The 25,294-nt window shown below is 73.4% G+C and carries 24 protein-coding genes; 9 read left to right on the forward strand and 15 right to left on the reverse strand.

Annotated features, from left to right (window positions below):
- Positions 1 to 22: 22 nt before the first annotated feature.
- Complete coding sequence (gene guaB / locus AB0H28_RS01210; protein WP_358032493.1) at positions 23 to 1,585, reverse strand: IMP dehydrogenase; 1,563 nt, start codon at positions 1,583 to 1,585, stop codon at positions 23 to 25.
- Between the two features lie 142 nt (positions 1,586 to 1,727).
- Between guaB and AB0H28_RS01215 the strand changes: the two genes are divergently transcribed.
- Positions 1,728 to 2,135 (forward strand): DUF5319 domain-containing protein, encoded by a 408-nt coding sequence (locus tag AB0H28_RS01215; protein ID WP_358032496.1) that lies wholly within the window; start codon positions 1,728 to 1,730, stop codon positions 2,133 to 2,135.
- Positions 2,136 to 2,146: 11 nt separating this feature from the next.
- Here AB0H28_RS01215 and AB0H28_RS01220 read toward each other — a convergent pair whose 3' ends face one another.
- Positions 2,147 to 2,953, reverse strand: a complete 807-nt coding sequence (locus AB0H28_RS01220; RefSeq protein ID WP_358032499.1) for a response regulator transcription factor — start codon at positions 2,951 to 2,953, stop codon at positions 2,147 to 2,149.
- Positions 2,954 to 3,205: 252 nt separating this feature from the next.
- Here AB0H28_RS01220 and AB0H28_RS01225 point away from each other — a divergent pair, with 252 nt between their 5' ends.
- Positions 3,206 to 3,589 carry a WhiB family transcriptional regulator gene (locus tag AB0H28_RS01225; protein ID WP_358032501.1) on the forward strand — a complete coding sequence of 128 codons (384 nt, stop codon included), beginning with the start codon at positions 3,206 to 3,208 and terminating at the stop codon, positions 3,587 to 3,589.
- A gap of 334 nt (positions 3,590 to 3,923) precedes the next feature.
- Here AB0H28_RS01225 and AB0H28_RS01230 read toward each other — a convergent pair whose 3' ends face one another.
- The 3 genes from AB0H28_RS01230 to groES all read right to left on the reverse strand — a co-directional run bounded on the left by AB0H28_RS01230 (position 3,924) and on the right by groES (position 7,783).
- The gene (locus AB0H28_RS01230; RefSeq protein ID WP_358032504.1) at positions 3,924 to 5,612 is read right to left on the reverse strand and encodes a molybdopterin-dependent oxidoreductase; all 1,689 of its coding nucleotides are present in this window, start codon (positions 5,610 to 5,612) and stop codon (positions 3,924 to 3,926) included.
- A gap of 124 nt (positions 5,613 to 5,736) precedes the next feature.
- Positions 5,737 to 7,398, reverse strand: a complete 1,662-nt coding sequence (groL, locus tag AB0H28_RS01235) for a chaperonin GroEL (RefSeq protein WP_358032506.1) — start codon at positions 7,396 to 7,398, stop codon at positions 5,737 to 5,739.
- Positions 7,399 to 7,468: 70 nt separating this feature from the next.
- Positions 7,469 to 7,783 carry a co-chaperone GroES gene (gene groES, locus AB0H28_RS01240; protein WP_088998427.1) on the reverse strand — a complete coding sequence of 105 codons (315 nt, stop codon included), beginning with the start codon at positions 7,781 to 7,783 and terminating at the stop codon, positions 7,469 to 7,471.
- Between the two features lie 256 nt (positions 7,784 to 8,039).
- Between groES and AB0H28_RS01245 the strand changes: the two genes are divergently transcribed.
- The 6 genes from AB0H28_RS01245 to AB0H28_RS01270 all read left to right on the forward strand — a co-directional run bounded on the left by AB0H28_RS01245 (position 8,040) and on the right by AB0H28_RS01270 (position 14,869).
- On the forward strand, positions 8,040 to 9,272 hold the full coding sequence (locus tag AB0H28_RS01245; RefSeq protein ID WP_358032509.1) for a methyltransferase domain-containing protein: 1,233 nt from the start codon (positions 8,040 to 8,042) through the stop codon (positions 9,270 to 9,272).
- Positions 9,273 to 9,547: 275 nt separating this feature from the next.
- Entirely contained in the window at positions 9,548 to 10,648 is a 1,101-nt protein-coding gene (locus AB0H28_RS01250) for a substrate-binding domain-containing protein (RefSeq protein WP_358032512.1), read from the forward strand.
- Between the two features lie 107 nt (positions 10,649 to 10,755).
- Positions 10,756 to 11,574, forward strand: coding sequence for an ATP-binding cassette domain-containing protein (locus tag AB0H28_RS01255; RefSeq protein ID WP_358032514.1), 819 nt, complete (start codon positions 10,756 to 10,758; stop codon positions 11,572 to 11,574).
- Positions 11,571 to 12,830: an ABC transporter permease gene (locus tag AB0H28_RS01260; RefSeq protein ID WP_358032517.1), complete on the forward strand. Its 1,260-nt coding sequence runs from the start codon at positions 11,571 to 11,573 to the stop codon at positions 12,828 to 12,830. The genes AB0H28_RS01255 and AB0H28_RS01260 overlap by 4 nt, the downstream gene beginning before the upstream one ends.
- Positions 12,831 to 12,861: 31 nt before the next feature.
- Positions 12,862 to 14,037 carry an ROK family protein gene (locus AB0H28_RS01265; protein ID WP_358032519.1) on the forward strand — a complete coding sequence of 392 codons (1,176 nt, stop codon included), beginning with the start codon at positions 12,862 to 12,864 and terminating at the stop codon, positions 14,035 to 14,037.
- Positions 14,038 to 14,131: 94 nt separating this feature from the next.
- Entirely contained in the window at positions 14,132 to 14,869 is a 738-nt protein-coding gene (locus AB0H28_RS01270; RefSeq protein ID WP_358032521.1) for a DUF4142 domain-containing protein, read from the forward strand.
- 62 nt (positions 14,870 to 14,931) lie between these two features.
- On the opposite strand, the gene AB0H28_RS01275 is transcribed toward AB0H28_RS01270, so the two are convergent.
- From AB0H28_RS01275 to tsaB, 6 genes are read right to left on the reverse strand one after another with little or no spacing between them, the layout of a single operon-like run.
- A complete protein-coding gene (locus AB0H28_RS01275) occupies positions 14,932 to 16,680 on the reverse strand; it encodes an ABC transporter ATP-binding protein (RefSeq protein ID WP_358032523.1) in 1,749 nt (582 codons plus the stop codon).
- Positions 16,677 to 18,383 (reverse strand): ABC transporter ATP-binding protein, encoded by a 1,707-nt coding sequence (locus AB0H28_RS01280; RefSeq protein WP_358032527.1) that lies wholly within the window; start codon positions 18,381 to 18,383, stop codon positions 16,677 to 16,679. The genes AB0H28_RS01275 and AB0H28_RS01280 overlap by 4 nt, the downstream gene beginning before the upstream one ends.
- A 51-nt stretch (positions 18,384 to 18,434) precedes the next feature.
- Positions 18,435 to 18,689, reverse strand: a complete 255-nt coding sequence (locus AB0H28_RS01285) for a hypothetical protein (RefSeq protein WP_358032529.1) — start codon at positions 18,687 to 18,689, stop codon at positions 18,435 to 18,437.
- 16 nt (positions 18,690 to 18,705) lie between these two features.
- A complete protein-coding gene (gene tsaD / locus AB0H28_RS01290; protein ID WP_358032532.1) occupies positions 18,706 to 19,752 on the reverse strand; it encodes a tRNA (adenosine(37)-N6)-threonylcarbamoyltransferase complex transferase subunit TsaD in 1,047 nt (348 codons plus the stop codon).
- 5 nt (positions 19,753 to 19,757) lie between these two features.
- Entirely contained in the window at positions 19,758 to 20,201 is a 444-nt protein-coding gene (gene rimI / locus AB0H28_RS01295; RefSeq protein ID WP_358032534.1) for a ribosomal protein S18-alanine N-acetyltransferase, read from the reverse strand.
- Positions 20,198 to 20,929, reverse strand: a complete 732-nt coding sequence (tsaB, locus tag AB0H28_RS01300; protein WP_358032537.1) for a tRNA (adenosine(37)-N6)-threonylcarbamoyltransferase complex dimerization subunit type 1 TsaB — start codon at positions 20,927 to 20,929, stop codon at positions 20,198 to 20,200. The genes rimI and tsaB overlap by 4 nt, the downstream gene beginning before the upstream one ends.
- 160 nt (positions 20,930 to 21,089) lie before the next feature.
- Here tsaB and AB0H28_RS01305 point away from each other — a divergent pair, with 160 nt between their 5' ends.
- Positions 21,090 to 21,848: a helix-turn-helix transcriptional regulator gene (locus AB0H28_RS01305; RefSeq protein WP_358032540.1), complete on the forward strand. Its 759-nt coding sequence runs from the start codon at positions 21,090 to 21,092 to the stop codon at positions 21,846 to 21,848.
- Here the strand turns inward: AB0H28_RS01305 and ung are convergent.
- The 4 genes from ung to alr are packed head-to-tail and all read right to left on the reverse strand — an operon-like array spanning position 21,837 to position 25,271.
- Complete coding sequence (gene ung / locus AB0H28_RS01310) at positions 21,837 to 22,538, reverse strand: uracil-DNA glycosylase (RefSeq protein WP_358032543.1); 702 nt, start codon at positions 22,536 to 22,538, stop codon at positions 21,837 to 21,839. The genes AB0H28_RS01305 and ung overlap by 12 nt on opposite strands.
- Positions 22,539 to 22,591: 53 nt before the next feature.
- Positions 22,592 to 23,074, reverse strand: coding sequence for a tRNA (adenosine(37)-N6)-threonylcarbamoyltransferase complex ATPase subunit type 1 TsaE (gene tsaE / locus AB0H28_RS01315; RefSeq protein WP_358032546.1), 483 nt, complete (start codon positions 23,072 to 23,074; stop codon positions 22,592 to 22,594).
- Positions 23,071 to 24,156, reverse strand: coding sequence for an alpha/beta hydrolase (locus tag AB0H28_RS01320; RefSeq protein ID WP_358032549.1), 1,086 nt, complete (start codon positions 24,154 to 24,156; stop codon positions 23,071 to 23,073). Before AB0H28_RS01320 ends, tsaE begins: the two co-directional genes overlap by 4 nt.
- On the reverse strand, positions 24,153 to 25,271 hold the full coding sequence (gene alr / locus AB0H28_RS01325; protein ID WP_358032553.1) for an alanine racemase: 1,119 nt from the start codon (positions 25,269 to 25,271) through the stop codon (positions 24,153 to 24,155). The genes AB0H28_RS01320 and alr overlap by 4 nt, the downstream gene beginning before the upstream one ends.
- Between the last annotated feature and the right edge of the window lie 23 nt (positions 25,272 to 25,294).

Consider the following 25,294-nt stretch of genomic DNA (forward strand, 5'->3'; position numbering starts at 1 on the left):
TGTTCGGGGGTGGAGGGAGAGGTCAGCGGGAGTGGTAGTTGGGCGCCTCGACGGTCATCTGGATGTCGTGCGGGTGGCTCTCCTTGAGCCCGGCCGCGGTGATCCGGATGAGCTGGCCACGCTGGTGCAGCTCGGCGATGCTCTCCGCGCCCGCATAGCCCATGGCGAGCCGCAGACCGCCGGTGAGCTGGTGCGCGACCTGGGCGAGCGGGCCCCGGTAGGGCACCTGCCCCTCGACACCCTCGGGGACCAGCTTCTCGTCGTTTGTCACGTCCTGCTGGAAGTAGCGGTCCTTGGAGTACGACTTGGCCTGGCCGCGCGACTGCATCGCGCCGAGCGAGCCCATCCCCCGGTACGCCTTGTACTGCTTGCCGTTGATGAAGATCAGCTCGCCGGGGCTCTCCTCGCAGCCGGCCAGCAGGCTGCCGAGCATCACCGTGTCGGCGCCGGCGACGAGGGCCTTCGCGATGTCGCCGGAGTATTGGATGCCGCCGTCGCCGATCACCGGCACACCGGCCGGGCGGGCGGCCCGGGCCGCCTCCATGATCGCGGTGATCTGCGGCACGCCCACCCCGGCCACGATCCGGGTGGTGCAGATGGCGCCCGGGCCGACGCCCACCTTGACCCCGTCGGCGCCGGCCTCGACGAGCGCTTTCGCGCCCGCGTAGGTGGCGACGTTACCGCCCACGATGTCGATGGTCACGTCCCGCTTGAGTCGGGCGACCATCTCCAGCACGGCCCGCTGGTGGCCGTGCGCGGTGTCCACGATCAACACGTCGACGCCCGCGTCGACGAGCGTGCGCGCCCGCTTGTAGGAGTCCTCGCCCACGCCGATCGCGGCGGCGACCCGGAGCCGGCCCGCCTCGTCCTTGGTGGCGTCCGGGTACTGCTCGCTCTTGGTGAAGTCCTTGACCGTGATCAGGCCGCGCAGTTTGCCGGATCCGTCGACGATCGGCAGCTTCTCGACCTTGTGGCGGCGCAGCAGGTCGAGCGCGTCGTCCTTGCTCACCCCGACCGGTGCGGTGATCAGCGGGGTCCGGGTCATGATGTCGCGCACCGGCGTGGCCGGGTCGGAGACGAAGCGCATGTCGCGGTTGGTCACGATGCCGACCAACTGGCCCTGCCCGTCGACCACCGGCACGCCGGAGATGCGGTAGCGACCGCAGAGCGCGTCCACGTCGCGCAGCGTGTCGTCCGGGCTGGCGGTCACCGGATTCGTGATCATGCCGGACTCGGAACGCTTGACCAGGTCGACCTGGAGCGCCTGATCCTCGACGGACAGATTGCGGTGCAGCACGCCGATGCCGCCCTGGCGGGCCATGGCGATCGCCATCCGCCCCTCGGTGACGGTGTCCATCGCGCTGGACAGCAGCGGCACGGTCAGCTCGATGGTGCGGGTCAGCCGGGTGCGGGTGTTCACCCGGCTGGGCACCACGTCCGACTCGCCGGGCTGCAGGAGCACGTCGTCGAAGGTCAGCCCGAGCGGCACCACCCGGGCGGAACCGGCCGGCAGCTCGGGCAGATGGCCACCCAGCTCGCCGCCGTCGGGGCCGGCCGGAATCTCGGTGCTGGGCGAATTCTCCACGATTGCTCCCCTAGGTGACGGCGCGTCGCCTCATCGTACCCACTGGCCCGACCGGTCCCGGGCAGTGGCGGGCCCGGCGTAGGCCGGGCCACAGCGCGGCCGGGGGCGGGCTTTCCGGCGGCGCGGGGTCTACGGTGAGGGGGTGCACGACGAGCCCATCGACCCGTTCAACGGCGACCCGGCCGATCCGGCTGCCGGCCTGCACGATTCCGGCGAGGAGGAGACACTCGACCCGCTGACCGAGGTCGAGCGACAGGACGTCCTGGAGGATCTCGCCGACCTGGAGATCTACCAGGCCCTGCTCCAGCCGATCGGGGTGCGTGGCCTGGTGATCGAGTGCGAGGACTGCCGCGAGCCGCACTACTTCGACTGGGACCTGCTGCGGGGCAACCTGCGCCACCTGCTCAACTCGGGGCGCCCCCGGGTGCACGAGCCGGCCTATGATCCCGACCCCGACCACTACGTGAGCTGGGACTACGCCCGCGGCTACGCGGACGGTGTGCACGACACGCTCACCGAGGGCACGGACGACGACGCCGCGCAGACCTGAGCCGCCGCCGCTCAGGCGACCAGGCCGGCCCGGAAGCCGGCGGCCACCGCGTGCGCCCGGTCGCGCGCGCCGAGCTTGCGGAACAGCCGCCGGGCGTGCGTCTTGACGGTGTCCTCGGAGACGAACAACTCGCGCCCGATCTCCGCGTTGCTCTTGCCCTCCGCCATGCCGAGCAGCACCTGAAGCTCACGCTCGGTGAGCCCGATCGCGCTGCGCGGCGTCCGCGCCGGGCGCTGGCCCGGCTGGGGCGGCTCCGCCCCCTCCGCCGCCGGGTCGTTGGCATCCTCGCCCCGCTGCACCGGCACCACCGTGGGCAGGCCCGCCGCGTCCACCGGCGCCGCCGGCCAGTTCGGCCCGCCCGGGGTACGCCCGGGCGCCGCCGCCCGGGTGGGCCCGCCGACCGCCGCCGCGTCCCGGGCGGTGTCGGCCACCCGGTGCCGGTTGGCCCGCCCGGGGGCGGAGAGCAGCAGCAGCGCCTTCGCGACCGCGCTGGTCAGGTCGTGGTCGGCGTTCTGGATCAGACCGCGTGCCCCGGCGCTGATGGTGGCCGCCGCCGACTCCGACTCCTCGGCGCCGAGCAGCAGCACCGCGGCCTGCGGCGCCCGGGCGAGCACCCGGCGCACGAAACCGGCGCTGTCCGGTCGGGTGAGGGCGGTGTCGGCCAGCACCACGTCGACCGGACGCTCGGCGAGCCGCAACATCACCTCGGGATCGGAGACGGCCGTCCGGACGACGCCGGACAGCCCGAGCCGCGCCGCCGCGGAGGTCAGATGCTGGGCCGCCAATGGTGTCCGTACGCATATCAGAACGCTACGCACTGTGGTCTCCTCTCCGACTCAGAGCAGACCACGCGCGGGTGGGGTCGGGTGGGGGTTCCGAGCAATCATCCGAACTTTTCCGACAGATGGGGCATATGCCGTCGACTGTCCGAGGTTTTCGATCACAGATGTGTGAGCCGGGGATGGCTCGGGTACCGAGTCGTTCATCCGGAACCGGCATCCCGCGCGGACCGCCGCCCGGTAGCTGGCCACGAACATTCTCCGCGGTGCCGCGCGGGAGGAGGGGTGCTGATGTCGAACGTACGTAGGCTGCCTGGACCCATCGTCGACCTCTGGGACTGGCAGCGGCTCGGCGCTTGCCGGGGCCGCGACAGCGCCCAGTTCTTCCACCCGGACGGCGAGCGCGGCTCGTCCCGGCTGCGCCGCGAGACCGGCGCGAAGACGGTCTGCCGCACCTGCCCGGTACGCGCCGAGTGCGCCGCACACGCCCTCGCCGTCCGCGAGCCCTACGGCGTCTGGGGCGGGTTCAGCGAGTCCGAGCGGCTGCGGCTGCTCGCCCTCGGCTGGGAGGACCTGGCCGACCGCCGCCAGTCCCGGGTGGACGTCGCCCGGCTGGAGGCGCGCCTCGGCCGGCCGCACAAGACCGCCGTCCCCGACCAGCGCAAGGTCGCCTGACCAGTCGCACGTCCCGACGCCGCGCTCCCGGCCCCGGGGGCGCGGCGTCGTCTCCGAGACCGGCTGCCGCCGGGAGGAGAGCCCGCAGCCGGGCCGAAGCGCTCGACATGCTCACCTGGCCCAGGCCAGGCCCGCGCCGGCCAGCAGCAGCAGGAACGGCCCGGTGACGGTGCCGGCGGCCGGGGGCCTGCCGCCGGCGGCGGCTGAGTCGTTGCCGACATCAGCTCGAAAGGCACTTCGCCCCGGACACTGCCGCACGCCACCCGTGCCCGCACACCGCCCACGCGCCCGTACCTGTCCGATCGTCACGGCACCGCGCGTTGATCAGAGGCGGTCAGCCGACGGTCACCGTGACGGTGTGCCAGCCGGTCGCGCCGTCCGGAGCGACCGGGCTGCGCCGCTCCGGCTGCGTCTCCCCGGCCGCGTCGGTGGCGCGCACCTGGAGGCGGTGCTCGCCGGAGGTGGCGGCCCAGCGCCACGACCACTGGACCCAGGTGTCCGTCGACACCGCCGCAGCGAGCGTCGCCTCCCGCCAGGGGCCGTCGTCGACGCGCACCTCGACGCGGCGGACGCCGCGATGCTGCGCCCACGCCACGCCGGCGACCGTCACCGGCCCGGCGGTCGGGCGACTGCGGGCGCGGGGCGTGTCGATCCGGGACTGCGTCTTGACCGGGCCCTGGGCGGACCAGCCGCGCGGCACCCAGTACGCGTCGAAGTCGGCGAAGCTGGTCAGTTCCAGCTCGGTCAGCCACTTGCACGCCGAGACGTACCCGTAGAGGCCGGGCACCACCATCCGCACCGGGAAGCCGTGCTCGACCGGCAGCGGCTCGCCGTTCATCCCCACCGCGAGCAGCGCGTCGCGCCCGTCGCGCAGCAGCGACGTGGGAGTGCCGCAGGTCCAGCCGTCGGCCGAGCGCCCGACCACCTGGTCCGCGCCCGGCTCCGGGTCGGCCTCGTCGAGCAGTTCCTTGATCGGTACGCCGAGCCAACGGGCGTTGCCGATCAGGTCACCGCCCACCTCGTTGGAGACGCAGGCCAACGTCACGTAGCGCTCCACCATGCGCCGGGAAAGCAGGTCGTCGAAGCTCAGTTCGATCGGGTTGCGGACCCGCCCGTGGATGCGCAGCTTCCAGGTCACCGGATCCACCTGCGGCACCACGAGCGCGGTGTCGATCCGATAGAACTCCCGGTTCGGCGTGACGTAGGGGGCGAGCCGGGGCAGGGACAGGTCCGCGCCGGCCGGCACCGGCGGTGCGGGCGTCGCCGGCGCCGGCAACGTCACCGCCTGCCGGGCCGCCGTGACGCCGCGCCGCCCGGCGAGCCAGTGCCCACCCAGACCGGCCACCGCCGCGGCGCCGGTCAGCAGGCCGGCGCCGCGCAGGAACCGGCGTCGTGACTCCTGGTCACCGCCCTCCAACGGCTCCCAACCACCCGGGTTCTCCTCCTCCCGCGCGAACGCGGCGACCGGCGGCGGCGCGGGCCGGGGCCGCGACGCCGGACCGGTCACCGCCGGAGGCGAGGAGGGCTCGGGCCGGGTGGCGGTCGCGGCGGCGCGACCGGACGTCGCCGGGGCGGCGGGGTCGCGGTCGGCGCGCAGCGGGCCGGCCACGAACGCCCAGAGCGTCAACCCGCCGAGGCCGGCGCCGATCAGCGAGGGCAGGGCGTCGAAGCCGTCCGCGTAGGGCCGGGTCAGCGCAGCGGTCACCCCGAGCGCGGCGAACACGGCGATGCCGGCCAGGCCGATCGCCAGCCGGCGGGCCGCGGCCAGGCCGAGCAGCGCCGCGAAGCCGGCCAGCAGCAGTGCCGTGCCGACCAGCAGGGCGATCTTGTCGGACGTGCCGAACACGTCGATGGCGAACTGCTTGAGCGGCTCCGGCACCAAGTCGACCACGAGGCCGCCGACGGCGATCAGCGGGGCGGACCGGGGGCCGGTCAGGACGGCCACCGGCTCGGCGGCGCCGAGCGCCACCACGGCGGCGACGACACCGGACAGGGCCGCGTGGCGGCGGGAGATCGTGCTCACCCGGCCCAGTGTGGTCGACCGGTCGGGCCGGCCGCCAATCTTGTCAGCGTTCCGTAATCGGATCCGCGTCAGGGCACACCGCCGGCTCGGCGATGCGCCCTGACGTCGGGCCGTGCTCCTCGGGTCAGAAACCCGGGCCGTGCTGGTGGCCGTGGCCGTGCTGGTGGCCGTGGCCGTGCGAGTGGCCGTGCCCACCGGCGGCCGGCTCCGGCTCGGCCGGCTTCTCCACCACGAGGCTCTCGGTGGTGAGCAGCAGGCCGGCGATCGACGCGGCGTTGGAGACCGCGTTGCGGGTCACCTTCACCGGGTCGATGATGCCGGCCTTGGCCAGGTCGACGTATTCGCCGGTGGCGGCGTCGAGGCCGGTGCCCCACTGCTGGTCGACGACCTTCTGCACCACCACGTAGCCGTCGTGGCCGGCGTTCTGGGCGATCCAGCGCAGCGGCTCGACCAGCGCCTTGCGCACGATCGAGACACCGACCTTCTCCTCACCGGTGAAGCCCAGGTCGTCGTCGAGCACCGGCAGGATCTGGGCCAGCGCGGCGCCGCCGCCCGGGACCGTACCCTCCTCGACCGCGGCCTTGGTCGCGGCGATGGCGTCCTCGATGCGGTGCTTGCGCTCCTTCATCTCGACCTCGGTGGCCGCGCCGACCTTGATCACCGCGATGCCACCGGAGAGCTTCGCCAGCCGCTCGGACAGCTTCTCCCGGTCCCACTCGGAGTCCGACGCCTCGATCTCCTTGCGGATCTGGGCGACCCGGTCGGCGACCTCGGTGGACTTGCCGCCACCGTCGACGACGGTGGTGTTCTCCTTGTCGACCACGACGCGCCGGGCGGTGCCGAGCACCTCCAGGCCGACCTGGTCGAGCTTGTAGCCCAGTTCCGGGGCGACCAACTCGGCGCCGGTCAGGATCGCCATGTCCTGCAGCATCGCCTTGCGACGGTCGCCGAAGCCAGGGGCCTTCACCGCGCAGACCTTGACGGTCTTGCGGATGGCGTTGACGACCAGCGTGGACAGGGCCTGGCCCTCGACGTCCTCGGCGATGATGAGCAGCGGCTTGTTGTTCTGGAGGACCTTCTCCAGCAGCGGCAGCAGCTCCTCGATCGCCGAGATCTTCTGCGTGGTGATCAGGATGTACGGGTCCTCCAGGACCGACTCCTGCCCCTCCGCGTCGGTGACGAAGTTGGGCGAGATGAAGCCCTTGTCGAACTGGAGCCCCTCGGTCACCTCCAGCTCGGTGGTGAGCGCGGAGCCCTCCTCGACGGTGATCACACCGTCGCGGCCGACCCGCTCCATCGCCTCGGCGATCAGCTCGCCGATCGTGGCGTCCTGCGCGGAGACGGTCGCCACGTGCGCGATCGACTCCTTGCTGGCGACCTCGACGGCCTTGCCGAGCAGCGCCTCGGAAACCTTCGCGGCGGCAGCGTCGATGCCCCGCTTCAGGCCGGTCGGGTTGGTGCCGGCGGCCACGTTGCGCAGGCCCTCGCGGACCATGGCCTGGGCCAGCACGGTCGCGGTGGTGGTCCCGTCGCCGGCGACGTCGTTGGTCTTGGTCGCCACCTCCTTGACCAGCTGCGCGCCGAGGTTCTCGTAGGGGTTGGTGAGCTCGATCTCCTTGGCGATGGTCACGCCGTCGTTGGTGATCGTGGGCACACCGAACTTCTTGTCCAGGACGACGTTGCGCCCGCGGGGGCCGAGGGTGACCTTGACCGCGTCCGCGAGGGCGTTGACACCGTGCTCGAGCCGGTGCCGGGCGTCATCCGAGAAGCTCAGGATCTTTGCCATCAGTATCCCTTCGAAGCGACGTTGCCCCGGCCCGGCGAGCCGGACCGGGGCAACGACACTGATCGGTTGCTTACTTCTCGATGACCGCGAGGACGTCGCGGGCGGAGAGCACCAGGTACTCCTCGCCGGCGTACTTGACCTCGGTGCCGCCGTACTTCGAGTAGAGAACGGTGTCGCCGACCTTCACGTCGACCGGCACGCGGTTGCCCTTGTCGTCGATCCGGCCCGGGCCGACAGCGAGGACGGTGCCCTCCTGCGGCTTCTCCTTGGCGGTGTCGGGGATCACGATGCCCGAGGCGGTGGTGGTCTCGGCCTCGTTCGCCTGCACCACGATGCGGTCCTCGAGCGGCTTGATCGCAACCTTGGTCGCGGTAGTCACGGGCATACCCTCCTGGGGTACTTGGTGTCGTTACCGGTCGGCATGCCGACCAGCGTCAATCTGCCACATGCCACCGGGCGGGGCCGTCGTCGCGGGTGCCGGTCCGCCTGGCGTTCAACCCCCGGACACCAGGGCCCGAAGGTTGGCACCCTCAGGGTGAGAGTGCTAATCGCAGGTTATTCCTCGGCTAGCACTCCGTCAAGGAGAGTGCCAGCGGCTCGCCCAACGTGTCGCCCCGGGAAGGGGTCGGGAGAATGGACGGGTGGAACTCGACCAGCTCACCGCGCTGCGTACCCCCGCGGGGTCGGCCGCGCTCGCCGCGGCGGCGGAGGTGGCCGGCGGCGACCCCCTGGTCGCGGCGGCGGCGCTGCGCTCGGCCGGCATCCCCGGCGGGCTCGCGGCGGCGGCACTGACCCAGGCGGAGCTGCGCCGCCGGGCGGCCGGCAAGTTCGGCCCGGCGGCGGCCGGGATGTTCCTCACCCGGGCCGGGCTGGAGCAGGCCACCCGCCGGGTGGTCGCGGACCGGCGGGCCGCCCGGCTGCGCGCCGCGGGCGTGACCAGCCTCGCCGACCTCGGCTGCGGCCTGGGCGCCGACGCGCTCGCCGCGGCCCGCGCCGGCATCCGGGTGTACGGGGTGGAGGCCGACCCGACGACCGCCGCGATGGCCGCCGCGAACGCCGAGGCGGCCGGGCTGGCCGCGCTGGTCACGATCGAGTGCGGCGACGCCACCGCGTTCGACGTGCGCCGGATCGACGGCGCGTTCTGCGACCCGGCGCGGCGGCGGGCCGGCACCGGACGGCGCATCTTCGACCCGAACGCCTACTCGCCGCCGTGGGACTTCGTCACCGGGCTGGCCGCGCGGGTGCCGCGCACCGTGGTCAAGGTGGCGCCCGGCCTGGACCACGCGCTGATCCCGGCCGGCGCCGAGGCCGAGTGGGTGAGCGTCGACGGCGACCTGGTCGAGGCCGCCCTCTGGTGCGGCCCCCTCGCAGACGTCCCCCGCCGCGCCACAGTCCTGCGGTGCAAGGAGGGGCCCCCGGTTAACGCCTCCGGTAGAGAAGGGGCCCCCTCTCACCACCTCACCGGCAGCGGCGCGGACGAGGCGGAGGTGGATGCGGTGCGGCGGTTCCTGTACGACCCGGACCCGGCGGTGGTGCGCGCGCACCTCGTCGCCGAGCTGGCCGCCGAGCTCGACGCCACGCTCGCCGACCCGTCGATCGCCTACCTCTACGCGGACGCGGCGCGGCCCACCCCGTTCGCCCGCTGCCTGGAGGTCACCGACGTGCTGCCGTTCTCGCTGAAGCGGCTGCGCGCCCTGCTCCGGGAGCGCCGGGTCGGCCGGGTGGAGATCCTCAAGCGCGGGTCGGCGCTGGAGCCGGAGCGGCTGCGCCGCGACCTGCGGTTGGCCGGCGACGAGGCGGCCAGCCTGGTGCTGACCCGGGTGGCCGGGGCGCCCACCGTGCTGATCTGCCGCCCGGTGCCGACCGCCCGCTGACCGCCGTCCCCGACGGTGCCCGTTCCGGCTCGCCGACGACCTGAAGGCGCTGACCGGGCCGTGTCCGCCCCGATCGCCGCGGGCTGAACCGGACCCGTGGGAGCGTTTCCGCAGCCGGTGACGGTCGGGTGACAACCGCGTTGCTGAATTGTTACCGCCGCCAACAAACTTCTGACCTCGGCAGTCTTGCGAAGGGCGGGAAGGGCGGAATACGTTGCCGGGCACAACAAAACACCGATTCGCAACTCCCCCACCCCCCGAAAGGACCCGTGCACATGCGCAAGGGCTTCCTCACCTTCGCGGCCGTCGGCCTCCTCGCGACCGGCGGCCTGACCGCCTGCGGTGACGACGGCGGTTCCGACCAGGCCGGCGGTTCGAACGACAAGAAGCCGAAGATCGGCGTGATCCTGCCGGACAGCAAGTCCTCCGCCCGCTGGGAGGGGGCGGACCGCAAGTACCTCAAGGCGGCGTTCGACGCCGCCGGGGTCGAGTCCGACATCCAGAACGCGCAGAACGACAAGACCGCGTTCCAGACCATCGCCGACCAGATGATCACCAGCGGCGTCAACGTGCTGATGATCGTCAACCTGGACTCCGGCACCGGCAAGGCCGTGCTTGACAAGGCCAAGTCGCAGGGCGTCGCCACCATCGACTACGACCGGCTGACCCTGGGCGGCTCCGCCCAGTACTACGTCAGCTTCGACAACGAGGCGGTCGGCAAGCTCCAGGGCGAGGGCCTGGTCAAGTGCCTGACCGACAAGGGCGTCAAGAACCCGGCGATCTCCTACCTGAACGGCTCGCCGACCGACAACAACGCCACCCTGTTCAAGAACGGCTACGACTCGGTGCTCAAGCCGAAGTTCGACGCGAACGAATACACCAAGGTGGCCGACGACTCGGTGCCGGCGTGGGACAACGCGCAGGCCGCCACCATCTTCGAGCAGCAGCTCACCAAGGCCCGTGGCAAGATCGACGGTGTGCTCGCCGCCAACGACGGTCTCGGCAACGCGGCCATCTCGGTGCTGAAGAAGAACAAGCTCAACGGCAAGGTCCCGGTGACCGGTCAGGACGCCACAAAGGAGGGCCTGCAGAACATCCTCGCCGGCGACCAGTGCATGACCGTCTACAAGGCGGTCAAGAAGGAGGCGGACGCCGCCTCCGAGCTGGCCATCGCGCTCGCCAAGGGCGAGAAGAAGGACACCGGCCAGACCGTCAAGGACCCGGAGGGCAACCGGGACGTGCCGGCCGTGCTGCTGGAGCCGAAGGCCATCTACAAGGAGAACGTCAACGACGTCGTGGCCGACGGTTACGTCACCAAGGAAGAGCTCTGCACCGGTGCGTTCGCCAAGCTCTGCACCGACGCCGGCGTGAGCTGACCCCTTCCCGCCTCAGGCGGCGCCGCCCGGCACGGGACCACTCCCGTGCCGGGCGGCGCCCACGCCGGACGGGCTCCGAGACCTCCCTCCGCCCAAAGGAGACCCCCGTGTCCGCAACCCCCCTGCTGGAGCTACGCGGGATCGACAAGAGCTTCGGTCCCGTCCAGGTGCTGCGTGACGTCACCTTCGCCGCGCACCCCGGCGAGGTGACCGCACTTGTCGGCGACAACGGCGCCGGCAAGTCGACCCTGGTCAAGTGCATCAGCGGCATCTACCCCACCGACGCCGGCAAGTTCCTCTTCGACGGCCGGCAGGTGAGCATCAGCAGCCCCCGGGACGCCGCCGCGCTCGGGATCGAGGTCGTCTACCAGGACCTGGCGCTCTGCGACAACCTCGACATCGTGCAGAACATGTTCCTCGGCCGGGAGAAGCGCAGCGGCATCGTGCTCGACGAGCCGACCATGGAACAAATGGCCGCCGAGACCCTGGACGGCCTCAGCGTCCGCACCGTGAAGTCGTTGCGCCAGCACGTGTCCAGCCTCTCCGGTGGGCAGCGGCAGACGGTGGCCATCGCCAAGGCGGTGCTCTGGAACAGCAAGCTGGTCATCCTGGACGAGCCGACCGCCGCGCTCGGCGTCGCGCAGACCGCCCAGGTGCTGGAGCTGGTCCGCCGGCTGGCCGACAACGGCCTGGCCGTGGTGCTCATCTCGCACAACATGAACGACGTCTTCGCCGTCTCCGACCGGATCGCCGCGCTCTACCTCGGCCAGATGGTCGCCCAGGTGAAGACCACCGACATCACCCACTCGCAGGTGGTCGAGCTGATCACCGCCGGCCGCTCCGGCGACCTCGGCCTCGCCGGCGAACCGGGCAGCAACGGCGCCGGCGCCGCGCCCGCCGACACCACCCCAGGAGCCGTCCGATGACCGCCACCGCCGTGAAGAAGGAACGCCCGGCCGGCCTGGCGCCGGCGCCGACCGTGGGCAACCACGTGTACAACTACTGGCGCCGGGTACGCGGCGGCGACATCGGCGCACTGCCCGCGGTGGTCATGCTGCTGGTGCTCGCCGTGGGCTTCTCGATCGCCCGCCCGTCGTTCTTCACCGCCGGCAACCTCGCCAATTTGTTCACCCAGGGCGCCGCGGTCACGCTCATCGCGATGGGCCTGGTCTTCGTCCTGCTGCTCGGCGAGATCGACCTCTCCGCCGGCTTCGCCAGCGGCGTCTGCGCGGCGATCCTGGCCAACGTGGTCACCGTGCTCGGTTACCCGTGGTACGTGGCGGTGCTCGCCGCCGTCAGCACCGGCGTGGTGATCGGCCTCGTGCTCGGCCTGCTGGTGGCGAAGGTCGGCATCCCGTCCTTCGTGGTCACCCTCGCCGGCTTCCTCGCCTTCCAGGGCGTGGTGCTGACGCTGATGGACGAGGGCGCCAACATCGCCGTCCGGGACCAGGTGCTGGTGGCGATCGCCAACCGCAACCTCCCGCCCGTGCTGGGCTGGACGCTGGCCGTGGCGGCCGTCGCCGGGTACGCCGCCGTGCAGCTCCTGCGGCACCGCAACCGGTCCGCCCGCGGCCTGCTCACCGACCCGATCGCGGTGGTGGCCGCGCGGATCGGCGGCCTCGCCGTGATCCTCGGCGTCGCGGTCTACGTGCTCAACCTGGAGCGCAGCCGCAACGTCCTGGTGGTCTCGCTCAAGGGCGTGCCGATCGTGGTGCCGATCATCGCGCTGCTGCTGGTGATCTGGACGTTCGTGCTGCACCGCACCAGCTACGGCCGGCACATCTACGCGGTCGGCGGCAACGCCGAGGCGGCCCGCCGCGCCGGCATCAACGTGGACAAGATCCGCATCTCGGTCTTCGTCATCTGCTCCGGGATGGCCGCCATCGGCGGCATCGTGGCGGCCAGCCGGGCCAACTCGGTCGACCCCAACACCGGTGGCAGCAACGTGCTGCTCTACGCCGTCGGCGCGGCCGTCATCGGCGGCACCAGCCTCTTCGGCGGCAAGGGCCGGGTCCTGGACGCCGTGCTCGGCGGCGCGGTGGTCGCGGTGATCGACAACGGCATGGGACTGATGGGATACAGCTCGGGCGTCAAGTTCGTGGTGACCGGCGTGGTCCTGCTCGCCGCGGCAACCATCGACGCGCTGTCGAGGCGGCGAGCCGCCTCGACCGGCACGCGCTGACCCCGGGCACGGACACCCAATGGCAGTGGCAATGCGCGCGGGTCCCAGTCAGGACGAGATCCGCCGGCAGAACCTGGGCGCATTGCTCCGCTACGTGCACGTGCACGGCGCCACCACCCGCGCGGAGCTGACCACCGCGCTCGGGCTCAACCGCAGCACCATCGGCGCGCTGACCGCGGACCTGGCCGGCGCCGGTCTGGTCAGCGAGGGGACGCCGAAGGAAACCGGCCGGGCCGGACGACCGTCACTCGTCGTCCGGCCCGAGTCGGGGCGGGTCTACGCCTACGCGTACAGCGTCGAGGTGGACCGGCTGCGGGCCGCGCGGGTCGGGCTCGGCGGCGAGGTGCTCGACCGCCGCGAACTGGACCGGCCGCGCAATCTGGTCGCCGGGGAGGCCGCCCCGCTGCTGGCCGCCGCGGTCAAGGAGATGCACCAGGCGGTGCCGGCGGAGTCGGTCTGCGTCGGCGCCGGGGTCGCGGTCTGCGGCATGGTCCGCCGCGACGACGGGCTGGTGCGGCTCAGCCCCACCACCGGCTGGGTGGACGAGCCGATCGGCGCGGCGCTCGCCGCCGAGCTGGGCATCGACGTGCCGATCACGGTGGGCAACGTCGCCGACGTGGCCGCCTACGCCGAGCACGCCCGCGGCGCGGCCACCGGCTGCGACAACGTCATCTACCTGTACGGCGACGTCGGCGTGGGCGCCGGCATCATCGCCGGCGGCCGGCGGCTGACCGGACACGGCGGCTACGGCGGTGAGGTCGGCCACATGGTGGTGGTCCGCGACGGCGCGCGCTGCGACTGCGGCCGGCGCGGCTGCTGGGAAACCGAGATCGGCGAGTACGGGCTGCTGCGCGCCGCCGGTCACGCCGAGGCACGCGGGCGGGAGGCCCTGCTCAGCGTCTTCGACGCCGCCGACCGGGGGGACGCCCGCGCGCAGAGCGCGCTCCGGCAGGCCGGCGACTGGCTCGGCTTCGGCGTGGCCAACCTGGTCAACATCTTCAACCCGGAGATGGTCATCTTCGGCGGCACCATGCGTGACCTCTACCTGGCCGCCGCCGCCCAGGTGCGCAGTCGGCTCAACCGTAACGGGCTGCCCGCCTGCCTGGAGCACGTGCGGCTGCGTACCCCGGAACTCGGCGACGACGCGGCGCTGATCGGCGCGGCCGAGCTGGCCTTCGAGCGCCTCCTGGCCGACCCGCTGAACTGATCGGCCCGGCGATCCGTACCAGTGTGCGGACGGCCGGCGGGCGCGGCCGTCCACGACCCCGCACAGCGGTCCGGATCGAGGAGGCAACCCAACCATGGCATCGCTGGAATCCGCACGTCGCCGGCTGGCGCACCGGGTGACCCTGCTGCTCGTCGCGATCGGCGCGGGGATCGGCGTCCTTCCCGGCGCGGCACAGGCCGCACCCAACCCCGGCGTGCAGATGAACGCCGCCGACATGACGCTGCTCAACGGCGTCCGGCTGGCCGGGCTGTGGGAGATGCCGGCCGGGCAGATGGCCGCCGAGAAGGGCCGGTCCCCCCGGGTACGGGAGATCGGGGCGGAGATCGCCCGGCAGCACGCGGTGCTGGACCAGTTGGTGGTGGAGGCGGCCAACCGGCTCGGCGCGACCCTGCCGACGGACCCGACGACGCAGCAGAAGGGGTGGCTGACCGAGATGCAGAACGCCACCGGCGCCCAGTTCGACCAGATCTTCGTCACCCGGCTCCGGGTCGCCCACGGCAAGATCTTCCCGGTGATCGGGGCGGTGCGGTCCAGCACCCGGGACCCGATCGTGCGCAAGCTCGCCGAGGACGCGAACAGGTTCGTCAACGATCACATGACCATGCTGGAGAGCACCGGGCTGGTCCGCTGGCAGCAGTTGCCGCCGGCCGCGCTCCCGGCCGGGCCGAGCGACCGGCTGGTCGACGCGGCCCAGGCCAACGTGGGCACCGGCGGCGGGCTCCAGGTCGGCACCGGCGTGGTGTGGGCGGTGTTCCTGATCGCGCTGGGCACCGGCGGCTACGCGACCTGGCGGCTGATGCGCCGCGCGTGACGGCTGTTAAGAAGGGGCCCCGGTACAACGCCAGGCGTTAACCGGGGCCCCCTCCTTACCTCTCAGCCGTGCCAGGAACGCCAGAGGGCGGCGTAGGAGCCGTTGGCGGCGACCAACTCGTCGTGCGTCCCCAACTCGGTGATCCGGCCGTCGGACACCACCGCCACCCGGTCGGCGTCGTGCGCGGAGAACAGCCGGTGCGCGATGGCGATGACGGTCCGCCCGTGCAGCACCCCGGCCAGTGAGCGCTCCAGCGCCCGGGCCGCCCGGGGGTCGATCAGCGAGGTGGCCTCGTCCAGCACCAGCGTGTGCGGGTCGGCCAGCACCAGCCGGGCCAGCGCGAGCTGCTGCGCCTGCGCCGGGGTGAGCGGGTGCCCGCCCGCGCCCACGACCGTGTCCAGGCCCGCCGGCAGCGCCCGCGCCCAGTCCAGCGCGTCGACCGCGGCCAGCGCGGCGCGCACCTCGTCGGGCCCGGCGGCCGGCCGGACCATCGCCACGTTGTCGGCGAGCGTGCCGATGAACACGTGGTGTTCCTGACTGACCAGCGCGACGTGGGTGCGCAACTCGTCCAGGGGCAGCCCGTCGAGCGGCCGGCCGTCAACCGTCACCGCACCGGCGGTCGGGGTGTGCACCCCGGCCAGCAGCCGGCCCAGCGTGGACTTGCCCGCCCCGGACGGACCCACCATGGCCAGGCGTTCCCCCGGTCGGGGCACCAGCGTCACGCCGTGCAGCACGTCGTGGCCGGGCCGGTAGGCGTACCGGACGTCGTGCGCGGCCAGCCGGCCGTCGGCGTCGCGGCGGCCCGCGCCGGTCGGCGCCGGGGAACTGTCGTCCGGCTCGACGGCGACGCCGAGCAGCCGGGCCAGCGAGGCGCCGCCCACCTGGAACTCGTCCAGCCAGCCGAGCAGCCGCTCGATCGGGTCGGTGAGCTGCTGGGCATAGAGGGTGGCGGCGGTGACCTGGCCGAGGCTGGCCCAGCCCTTCAGGTGGAACCAGCCGCCGATGAGCAGGGTGGCCACCATCGGCACCAGGTAGCCGAACTCGGCCACCGGCCAGAACACGGTGCGCAGGTGCAGCGTGTAACGCTCGGCCGCGTACGACCGCTCGATGTCCGCGTCGCCGCGGGCCCGGCGGCGGGCCGCCTGGCGCAGCGCCTCGGTGGTCCGCGCGCCCTCGACCGTCTCGCTGATCCCGTCGGTGATGTCCGAGTAGGCGGCGTTCTCCCGCAGGTAGCCCGCCGGCGCGCGGCGCAGGTACCAGCGGGTGCCGGCCCAGAGCACCGGCACCGCGAGCAGGCTGGGCAGCACCAGCAGCGGACCGGTCAGCACCAGCGCGCCGAGGATCAGCAGCACGGTCAGCGCCGCGATCAGCGTCTCCGGCCCGGCGAAGCGGACCGTCCGGGACAGCGCGGAGACGTCCCGCGAGGTGCGGGTGAGCAGGTCACCGGTGCCGGCCCGCTCCACGGTGGACAGCGGCAGCGCGAGCACCCGGTCGACGAACTCCTCGCGCAGCTCGGCGAGGACCCGCTCGCCGAGCCGGGCCGAGGCCAGGTGCGCGAAACGGACCAGCACCGACTGCACCACCACGAACGCGGCGATCACCGCGACCACCCGGTCCACGGTCGTCGCGCCGACGCCCCGGGAGATGCCTTCGACCAGGTCGCCGAGGAGTCGCGGGGTGACCAGCCCGGCCGCCGCGGCCAGCGCGTGCAGGCCGAGCACCGCGGCCAGGCCGCGCGGATGCCGGCGGACCAGCTCCCGCACGTACCGGCGGACCCGCGCGCCGTCGGCGACGGGCAGCGCGTTGCTCATCGGTCCTCCTCCCGGCTCACCGTGGCCGCGTACCGGGGCTCGGCGGCGAGCAGTTCCTCGTGCCGGCCCTCGGCGACGACCTTGCCGTCCTCCACGAAGACCACGTGCTCGGCCCGGCCGAGCAGCAGCGGGCTGGTGGTGCAGACCAGCGTGGTGCGACCGCGCCGGGCCGCGCCGAGCCGGTCGGCGATCTGCGCCTCGGTGTGCGCGTCAACCGCGCTCGTCGGCTCGATGAGGATCAGCGTCTCCGGGTCGGCGACCAGCGCGCGGGCCAGCCGCAACCGCTGCCGCTGCCCGCCGGAGAACTCCCGGCCGCGCTCGGCGACCGCGCCGTCCAGACCGCCGGGCAGCGCCTCGACGACGTCCGTCGCGCTCGCCGCGGCCAGCGCCGCCCGGACCGCCGCCGGGTCGGCCCGGTCGTGCGGGTCCAGCTCCGCGCGGAGCACCCCGCTGAACAGCTGCGCGTCGTTGTCGGCCACCAGGATCCGCTCGCGCACCGTCGCCAGCGCCACGTCCCGCAGCGGTACGCCGTGCAGCGTCACGTCCCCGTCGACGTAGCGCCCGAGCCGGTCGGCGATCTCGGCGGCGTCCTGCGGCGCGGTGGCGGCCAGCGCGGTGAGCCGGCCCGGCCGCAGCACCAGCCCGGAACGCACGTCCACCAGCTCACCCGGACCGGCCGGCACCGGCACCGGGCGGGCCGGGTCGGTGAACTCCGGTGCGAGCCGCAGCAGCCGGACGACCCGGCGGGCCGCGACGTGCCCCCGAGTCAGCTTGTCGGCCGCCTCGGTGAGGTTGCGCAGCGGGCTGACCAGGAACGCGGTGTAGCCGTAGAAGGAGACGAGCTGACCGGCGGTGATCTCGCCGCGTAGGGCGAACCGGGCGCCGAGCCAGGTCACCAGCACCACGAAGACGCCGGGCAGCAGGATCTGCGCGGCTTGGAGCAGCGACTCCACCCGGGCCACCCGCAGGCCGTCGGCGCGCAACGCCTGCGACCGTTCCCGGTAGCGGGCCGCCAGCACCGGCTCCCCGCCCACGCCGCGCAGCACCCGCAGGCCGGAGACGATGTCGGCGGCCCGGGCGGTGAGCCGGCCGGTCGACTCGCGGTAGGCCGCCTGTTGGCGGTGTAGCGGCCGGATCAGCAGTGCGACGAGCGCCATCAGCAGCGGCACCCCGAGCACCACCACCAGGCCGAGCGGCACGGAGGCGTCGAGCAGGATCACCGCGACCGCGACGATGCCGACCACCGCCCCGGCACCCCGGGCGGTGATGTCCACCGCGCTGCCGATGTGCTCGATGTCGGACGTGCCGATGCTCACCACCTCGCCGGCGGCGACCCGGCGGGGCAACGCGGCGCCGAGCCGGTTGGTGGCGTCGACGGTGACCTGCACCGTGCGGTACGCGGCGCCGAGCCAGTTGTGCACCGCGCAGCGGTGCCGCAGGATGCCGGCGCCGGCCTGGACCAGGCCCAACCCGAGCAGGGCGAGGGCCCAGCGCAACAGCGCGTCCGGGTCGCGTTGGGCCAGCCCGGCCTGCACCGCCCGGCCGATCGCGGCCGGCACCAACGCCTGGGCCAGCATCCAGATCACGCCGAGGGTGAGGCCGCCGCCGAAGTAGACGGGATGCCGCCCGGCGAGCCACACCAGGTAGCGGGTGGCGGACCGCGCGTCGGGGGTGCCGGGATCGCCGGCCGGTGAGAAGCGCATGACCCACCGACGCTAGGCGGCGGCCCCGCCGGGACGCCATCCAATTCCGGCCTAGCGGTCGACCTCGGTGAAGTCCCAGCTGTGCGGCGGGCGGGCGACCAGCCGCAGGGGCGGCTCGGGCAGGTCGCGCGGGTTGTTCCGCCACTTGGAGATGACCACCAGCCGGTGGTCGGTGGAGGAGAACACCTCGCTGGCCACGTGCATCGGGTCGTGCTCGAACTCGGGCAGCGCGGTCTCGCAGACCCAGGTGATCAGGTCGGCGAAGCCGTACGGCTCGGCCTTCGCCTCCCACATCCGGACGATCATGTCAATTCCTCCCCGGTCAGACGCTGACCACGGTCAGCGGCATCGCCGAGTCGGCGGGCAGGTCCAGCCGGCTCGGGGCGACGCCCGCGGCGACCAGGTGCGAGCCGAGCGCCGCCACCATCGCGCCGTTGTCCGTGCAGAGCTTCGGCCGGGGCGTACGCACCCGGACGCCGTGCCTGGCGGCCCGCTGCTCGGCCATCGTCCGCAGTCGGGAGTTGGCCGCCACCCCGCCGCCGATGACCAGCGTGTCGATCCCGCTGGTGCGGCAGGCGTCCAGCGCCTTGCCGACCAGCACGTCGCAGACCGCCTCCTGGAAGGACGCCGCCACGTCGGCCACCGGCACCGGCTCGCCGGCCCGCTGCCGCGCCTCCACCCAGCGGGCCACCGCCGTCTTCAGGCCGGAGAAGGAGAAGTCGTACCGGTGCGCGGCCAGGTCCTTCGCGGCGGTCAGCCCGCGCGGGAACGCGATCGACGCCGGGTCGCCGGCCCGGGCCTCCCGGTCGATGTACGGCCCGCCGGGGAACGGCAGCCCGAGCAGCCGGGCCACCTTGTCGAACGCCTCGCCGGCCGCGTCGTCGATGGTGGCGCCGAGCGGGACGACACCCCGGGCCAGGTCGTCGACGCGCAGCAGCGAGGAGTGGCCGCCGGAGACCAGCAGCGCGATCGCCGGCTCGGGCAGTGGCCCGTGTTCCAGTGTGTCCACTGCCACGTGCGCGGCCAGGTGGTTCACCCCGTACACCGGTTTCTCGGCGGCCACCGCGTACCCCTTGGCGGCGGCGACCCCGACGAGCAGCGCGCCGGCCAGGCCGGGCCCGGAGGTCACCGCGATGGCGTCGACGTCGGCGATGGTGACGCCGGCTTCCCGCAGCGCCCGGTCCATGGTCGGCACGATCGCCTCCAGGTGGGCCCGGCTGGCCACCTCGGGCACCACCCCGCCGAACCGGGCGTGTTCCTCGACGCTGGAGGCCAGCGCGTCGGCGAGCAGCGTGTGCCCGCGCACGATGCCCACGCCGGTCTCGTCGCAGGAGGTCTCGATGCCGAGGATCAGTGGTTCGTCAGCCATGCCCGTCAGTCCTCGTTGCGCTGCATGACCAGCGCGTCGGTGTTGCTCGGTTGGTAGTAGCCGCGCCGCACGCCGATCGGCTCGAAGCCGTAGCCGGCGTAGAGCCGCTGCGCCGGGGCGTTGTCCGCGGCGACCTCCAGCAGCGTGCTGCGGACCCCCCGCCGGGCCGCCTCGGCGAGCAGCGCCTCCAGCAGCAGCCGGCCGACGCCCCGGCGCTGGGCGTCCCGGCGGACCGCGATGTTCTGCACCCACGCCTCGTCGGGCGGGGCGACGGCCAGCCCGGCGTAGCCGGCGACGCTTCCGTCGTCGTCGGTGGCGACCAGGTAGAAGTGCCCGTTGGCGAGTTCGTTCCAGAACATCCCCGGGGTCCACTGCTCGGCGCCGAACAGGTCCGCCTCGATGGGCAGCATCTCGTCGACGTGCCACCAGCGGAACCGGCTCAACCTCATCGCAGGACCGGCTTGTGGCCGGTGGCCGCCACCGCGTCCGGGCGGCGCAGGTAGAGCGGGGTCAGTGCCTCGCCGGGTCCGCCCGCGCGGATCCGCGCCGCGGCGAGACCGGCCAGCGCCAGCGGGTCCGGATAGCGCGGCTCGTCCCGCACCGGCAGCCCGAGCACGTCGGCGTACCGGTGCGCGCCGTCGCCGACCGCGACGGTGACCGCCAGCTCGCGGGCCCGCTCGGCGACGACCGCCGGGGCGGCCACCTCCGGCCCGGCGACGCGCCGGCCGGCGCCGTCGTACACGGCCCAGTAGACCTCGCGGCGCCGCGCGTCGCTCGCCACCAGCACGGTCTCACCCGCGCCCGCCGACTGGCCCGGCGACGCTGGCTGGCCCGGCGACGCTGGCTGGCCCGGCGACGCTGGCTGGCCGAGGCCGTCCAGCGAGCAGACGCCGTACGTCGGGAGGCCGAGCACCTGGCCCATGGTCGCGGCGGTGACCAGGCCGACCCGCAGCCCGGTGAACGGCCCGGGGCCGAGCCCGGCGACGATGGCGGCCAGGTCGGCCGGGCGCGCGCCGGCATCGGCGAGCACGGCCTCGACCTGCGGCGCGAGCAGCTCGCCGTGGGCCCGGGCGTCGACCGTGCACCGGGATGCGCGGAGCGCCACGCCCTCCGCCGAGACCTCGACCAGCGCCGCGGTCACCGCGGGCGTCGAGGAGTCCACCACCAGTACGAGCACGGTGAACCAGCCTAGCCGCCTCCCGACGGGCCCCTCCCACCCCATGCCGTCACCCTGCGTAGCGCCCCGATCGATGACCTCACTTTTGAGCGGTATACCTCTCAGTCATAAATATGACCGTGAGGTATATCGCTTGCGAGTGAACTGCCATTCTGCGGGCATGACGGAGAGTCGCCTGGTCCGGCAGATCGCCCACGCCCTGCGGCACGAACGCGAACGGGCCGGACTGACCCAGCAGGCGCTGGCCGACCGGGCCGGGCTCAGCCAGGCCGCCATCGCCCGGATCGAACGAGGCGACCGGCTGCCCAGCCTGACCACCACGGAACGCCTGCTCACCGCGCTCGGCCGGCAGTTGCGGATCGAGGTCGAGCCGCTGGACAGCCACCTGGACGCGGCGCTCGACGAGGCGGCCACGGCCGACCTGAACGAACGGCTCACGAATTTCAAGCTGGACCGCCTGGTCGACGCCCTGGGCGACCTGCCCTACGTGCTCGCCGGCAGCACCGCGGCACTGCTTCAGGGCGCGCCGATACCGGTGGCGGCGGTCGAAATCGCGGTGCGCTGGCGGGACTCTTCGACGTTCACCGCGTTCCTGGAGCGGACCTACGCGCAGCGGTGGAACGCCCGCTGGGAGGAGTGGGGCGGCGTGCGCCACGAGCCCGAGGAGCGCGGCGAGCACCGATGGCTGACCCGACACGGCGAGCTGCGGGCCAGGATGGTCGACGAGTTGCCCGAGCCGATCGAGGTGCGACACGGCGGGCGGACCTACCCGGTCGAGCCGCTGGTGCAGGTGGAGGTGACCGACCGGCGCGCGGCCGAGCTGCTGCGCCGGCACCGCCAACGCCTGGCCGCCGGCACCGACGAGGCGACACGCGCGACGGGCGACACAGCCGGCCGAGCGGGCGGGTCAGCCGGCTGAGCGGGCCCAGTCGACAGTGGGCAGACCCGCGTCGGCCAGCGCCTTGTCGGCCGTGCTGAACGGCCGGCTGCCGAGGAAACCCTTCGGGTTCATCGGGCTGGGGTGACCGGCCTCCAGCACCACGTGCCGCGGATTGGTGACCAGCGCCGCCTTCTTGCGCGCGTAGCCGCCCCAGAGCAGGAAGACCACCCGCTGGTCGAGCGCGTCGAGCGCCCGGATGGTGGCGTCGGTGAACTCCTCCCAGCCCCGGTTGGCGTGCGAGCCGGGGCTGGCCTGCCGGACCGTCAGCACCGAGTTGAGCAGCAGCACCCCCTGGGCGGCCCAGCCGTCCAGGTTGCCGCTGCGCGGCTTCGGCACGCCCAGATCCGCCTCCAGTTCCTTGAAGACGTTACGCAGCGACGGCGGCACCGGCACGCCCTCGCGCACGCTGAAGCTCAACCCGTGCGCCTGCCCGGCACGGTGATAGGGATCCTGACCGAGGATGAGCACCCGGGTCTCGGTCGGGCCGCACCGGCGGTAGGCGGAGAACAGGTCCGCCAGCGGCGGAAAGACCGTAGCGGTCGCGTATTCCCCGGCGACGAACTCGGCCAACGCCGCGGTGCGGGCCGGGTCGAGGTGCGGGGTGAGCGCCTCCCGCCACGGCTCGGGCAGGAGCGCCAGCAGGTCGAGGGCGGGGACGTCGTCGGGCATCGGCAACCTTTCGCAGTCGTCCCCGGGACTCTAGGCAGCGGGTGTGACAGCGCTCAGTCGAGGGTCGCCAACCGGGCCGCCCAGTCGCCGCCGACCGGCTCCAACGTGACCACCCGGGTGTCGTCGTCACGTCGGGCGATGCGTACCCGCAGGTGCGCGTCGACCAACTGCTCGACCATCCCCTCGCCCCACTCCACCACGGTGACCGCCTCGTCCACCGAGGCGTCCAGGTCGAGGTCGTCGATCTCGGCCCGCGGGTCGGCGGCCTCACCCAGGCGGTACGCGTCGGCGTGCACAAGCGTCACCCGGCCGCCGCGCGCCGGGTCCGGCCGGTGCACCCGGGCGATGACGAAGGTCGGCGAGGTGACGTCGCCGCGTACGCCCAGGCCGGCGCCGAGGCCCTGGGTCAGCGCGGTCTTGCCGGCCCCCAGCGGACCGCTGAGCAACAGCAGATCCCCGGCGCGCAGCACCCCGGCCAGCCGCCGGCCGAACCCGTGGGTGTCGTCGACAGTCCTCAGCTCCACCACCACGGTCACCGGCAAACCGCTTCCAGGAACCGCTCCAGCGCCGCGTTGACCTCGTCGGCGTGCTCCAGCATCAGCACGTGCCCGCTGTCGGGGATCTTCACGAACTCGGCCTCCGGGAGCCGCCGGACGATCTCCTCCGAGTGGGTCACCGGAGTGATCATGTCCTTGTCCCCCACGATCACCAGCACCGGCGTGCCGGCCAGCGCGGCCAGCGCCGGGAAACGCGAGTGGGTGGCAAGCGTCCGCAGGTAGCGGGTGACCGTGTCGGCCGAGGTGCGGGAGTTCATCGCCTCCACGTACGACACCAGGGCCGGGCTGGGCCTCGGGGTGCCGAAGCCGTACCTGCGGGTGAGCAGCCAGGCCACGTTCGAGGTCGACCTGCGGGCCCGGTCGATCACCGTGCCGCCGTACCGGGTGGCGTTGCTCATCATGTAGAGCACCGGCGCGCCGGCCCGGCCGAGCAGCGCGGGCGCGACCAGCTTGGTCTCCGCCGCCAGGCCGCCCGAGGTGGCCATCAGCACGGTGCCGACCACCCGGTCGCCGAACAGCTCCGGGTAGAGCTCGGCCAGCGCCATGATCGTCATACCGCCCATCGAGTGCCCGACCAGCACCAGCGGCCCTTCCGGGGCGACCTCGTCGAGCACCCGGCGCAACGTGCGGCCCAGCGCGGTCAGGTCGTACTCGCCGCTCTCCAGCCGCCCGGACCGGCCGTGCCCCGGCTGGTCGTAGGCGACCACGCGGTAGTCGCCCCGCTCGGCGAGCATCTTGCGCTGGAAGTGGAACGTCCCCATGTCCAGGCAGAAGCCGTGCACCAGCACCACCGTCGGATGCCCGGCGACCGGCCGGGTCGGTTCGACCACCTCCACGTGGATGTCGGTGCCGTCCGGCATCTCCAGCCGGTACGCCTCGTCGTGGCGCTGCTGCCCGAAGACCTCGTGGGCGTACCGGTCGGCGGGGTCGTTCTTAAGCCGGCGGACCAGCACCCGCTCGCTGACCACGCCCGCCGCGAGCCCGGCCGCGGCCACCCCGACGGCGGCGCCGACCAGCCCGGCGACCTTGCCGGCGGCGCCGCGCGGACGTGGCACCCTCACGGCTTCTCGCCGTCGTAGACGCGGGGCACCCGGACCCCGCCGAACCTTGTGACGATCTCGTAGTTGATGGTGCCGACCGCCTCGGCCCAGTCGTCGGCCGTGGGTTCGCCGTCCGCGCCGCTGCCGAACAGCGTCACCACGTCGCCGGCGGCCACCTCGTCGTCGCCGCAGTCGACCACGAACTGGTCCATGCAGACCCGGCCGGAGATGGTCCGCCGCTCACCACCGAGCAGCACCGGCCCGGTGTTCGAGGCGTGCCGGGGCACCCCGTCGGCGTAGCCGAGCGGCACCACTGCTAGGTTGCTGTCGTTGTCGGTGAGGTAGGTGTGGCCGTAGGAGATGCCGGTGCCGGCCGGGACCCGCTTGGTCAGCATCACCCGGGCCCGGGCCGTCATCGCCGGGCGCAGCCCGAACCGGTCGCCCGCGATCGGCGACAGACCGTAGACGGCGATGCCGGGACGGACCAGGTCGAAGTGGGTGTCCGGCCGGGTCAGCGTGGCCGCCGAGTTGGCCAGGTGCCGGTAGCGGGGCCGCAGGCCGGCCCGCGTCGCCATCTCCAGCCCCTCGTGGAAGACCGCGAGCTGACGGTCCGTGGTGGGGTGGCCGGGTGAGTCCGCGTAGACGAAGTGGCTCCACACGCCGACCACCTCGACCAGGCCGTCGGCCTGCGCCTTGGCGGCGGCCTCCAGCAGGGCCGGCCAGTCGGCGACCGTGGCGCCGCCCCGGGACAGACCGGTGTCGATCTTGAGGTGCAGCCGGGCCGGGCGGCCCGCCCGGCGACTCGCCTCGATCATCTCGTCGAGCTGGGTCAGGCTGGCGCAGCCGAGGTCGACTCCGACCGCGACGCCGTCGTGCAGCGGCAGGCCCGGGTCGAGCAGCCAGGCCAGCACCGGCGCGGTGATCCCCTCCTGACGCAGCCGCAGCGCCTCGTCGAGGGTGCAGACACCGAGCTGGTCCGCGCCGGCGTCGAGCGCCGCGCGGGCGGCCGGCAGCATCCCGTGGCCGTAACCGTCGGCCTTGACCACCGCCATCAGCTCGGCGCTGGTCCCGGCCTTGAGCCGGGCCACGTTCTCCCGGATCGCGTCCAGGTCGACGCGCACCTCCGACTGCCACATACCCCCAGCCTACTTCCGTCAGA

The organism is Micromonospora sp. NPDC050980 (genome assembly GCF_040653835.1).
In the GTDB taxonomy this organism is placed as follows: Bacteria; Actinomycetota; Actinomycetes; order Mycobacteriales; family Micromonosporaceae; genus Micromonospora.

Coding starts and splice junctions, on each gene's coding strand:
- AB0H28_RS01275 (WP_358032523.1), bottom strand. CDS start 16,680: ATGAGCAACGCGCTGCCCGTCGCCGACGGCGCGCGGGTCCGCCGGTAC.
- AB0H28_RS01305 (WP_358032540.1), top strand. CDS start 21,090: ATGACGGAGAGTCGCCTGGTCCGGCAGATCGCCCACGCCCTGCGGCAC.
- AB0H28_RS01285 (WP_358032529.1), bottom strand. CDS start 18,689: ATGATCGTCCGGATGTGGGAGGCGAAGGCCGAGCCGTACGGCTTCGCC.
- rimI (WP_358032534.1), bottom strand. CDS start 20,201: ATGAGGTTGAGCCGGTTCCGCTGGTGGCACGTCGACGAGATGCTGCCC.
- tsaD (WP_358032532.1), bottom strand. CDS start 19,752: ATGGCTGACGAACCACTGATCCTCGGCATCGAGACCTCCTGCGACGAG.
- groES (WP_088998427.1), bottom strand. CDS start 7,783: ATGCCCGTGACTACCGCGACCAAGGTTGCGATCAAGCCGCTCGAGGAC.
- AB0H28_RS01225 (WP_358032501.1), top strand. CDS start 3,206: ATGTCGAACGTACGTAGGCTGCCTGGACCCATCGTCGACCTCTGGGAC.
- alr (WP_358032553.1), bottom strand. CDS start 25,271: ATGTGGCAGTCGGAGGTGCGCGTCGACCTGGACGCGATCCGGGAGAAC.
- groL (WP_358032506.1), bottom strand. CDS start 7,398: ATGGCAAAGATCCTGAGCTTCTCGGATGACGCCCGGCACCGGCTCGAG.
- AB0H28_RS01260 (WP_358032517.1), top strand. CDS start 11,571: ATGACCGCCACCGCCGTGAAGAAGGAACGCCCGGCCGGCCTGGCGCCG.
- AB0H28_RS01270 (WP_358032521.1), top strand. CDS start 14,132: ATGGCATCGCTGGAATCCGCACGTCGCCGGCTGGCGCACCGGGTGACC.
- AB0H28_RS01280 (WP_358032527.1), bottom strand. CDS start 18,383: ATGCGCTTCTCACCGGCCGGCGATCCCGGCACCCCCGACGCGCGGTCC.
- ung (WP_358032543.1), bottom strand. CDS start 22,538: ATGCCCGACGACGTCCCCGCCCTCGACCTGCTGGCGCTCCTGCCCGAG.
- AB0H28_RS01265 (WP_358032519.1), top strand. CDS start 12,862: ATGCGCGCGGGTCCCAGTCAGGACGAGATCCGCCGGCAGAACCTGGGC.
- AB0H28_RS01250 (WP_358032512.1), top strand. CDS start 9,548: ATGCGCAAGGGCTTCCTCACCTTCGCGGCCGTCGGCCTCCTCGCGACC.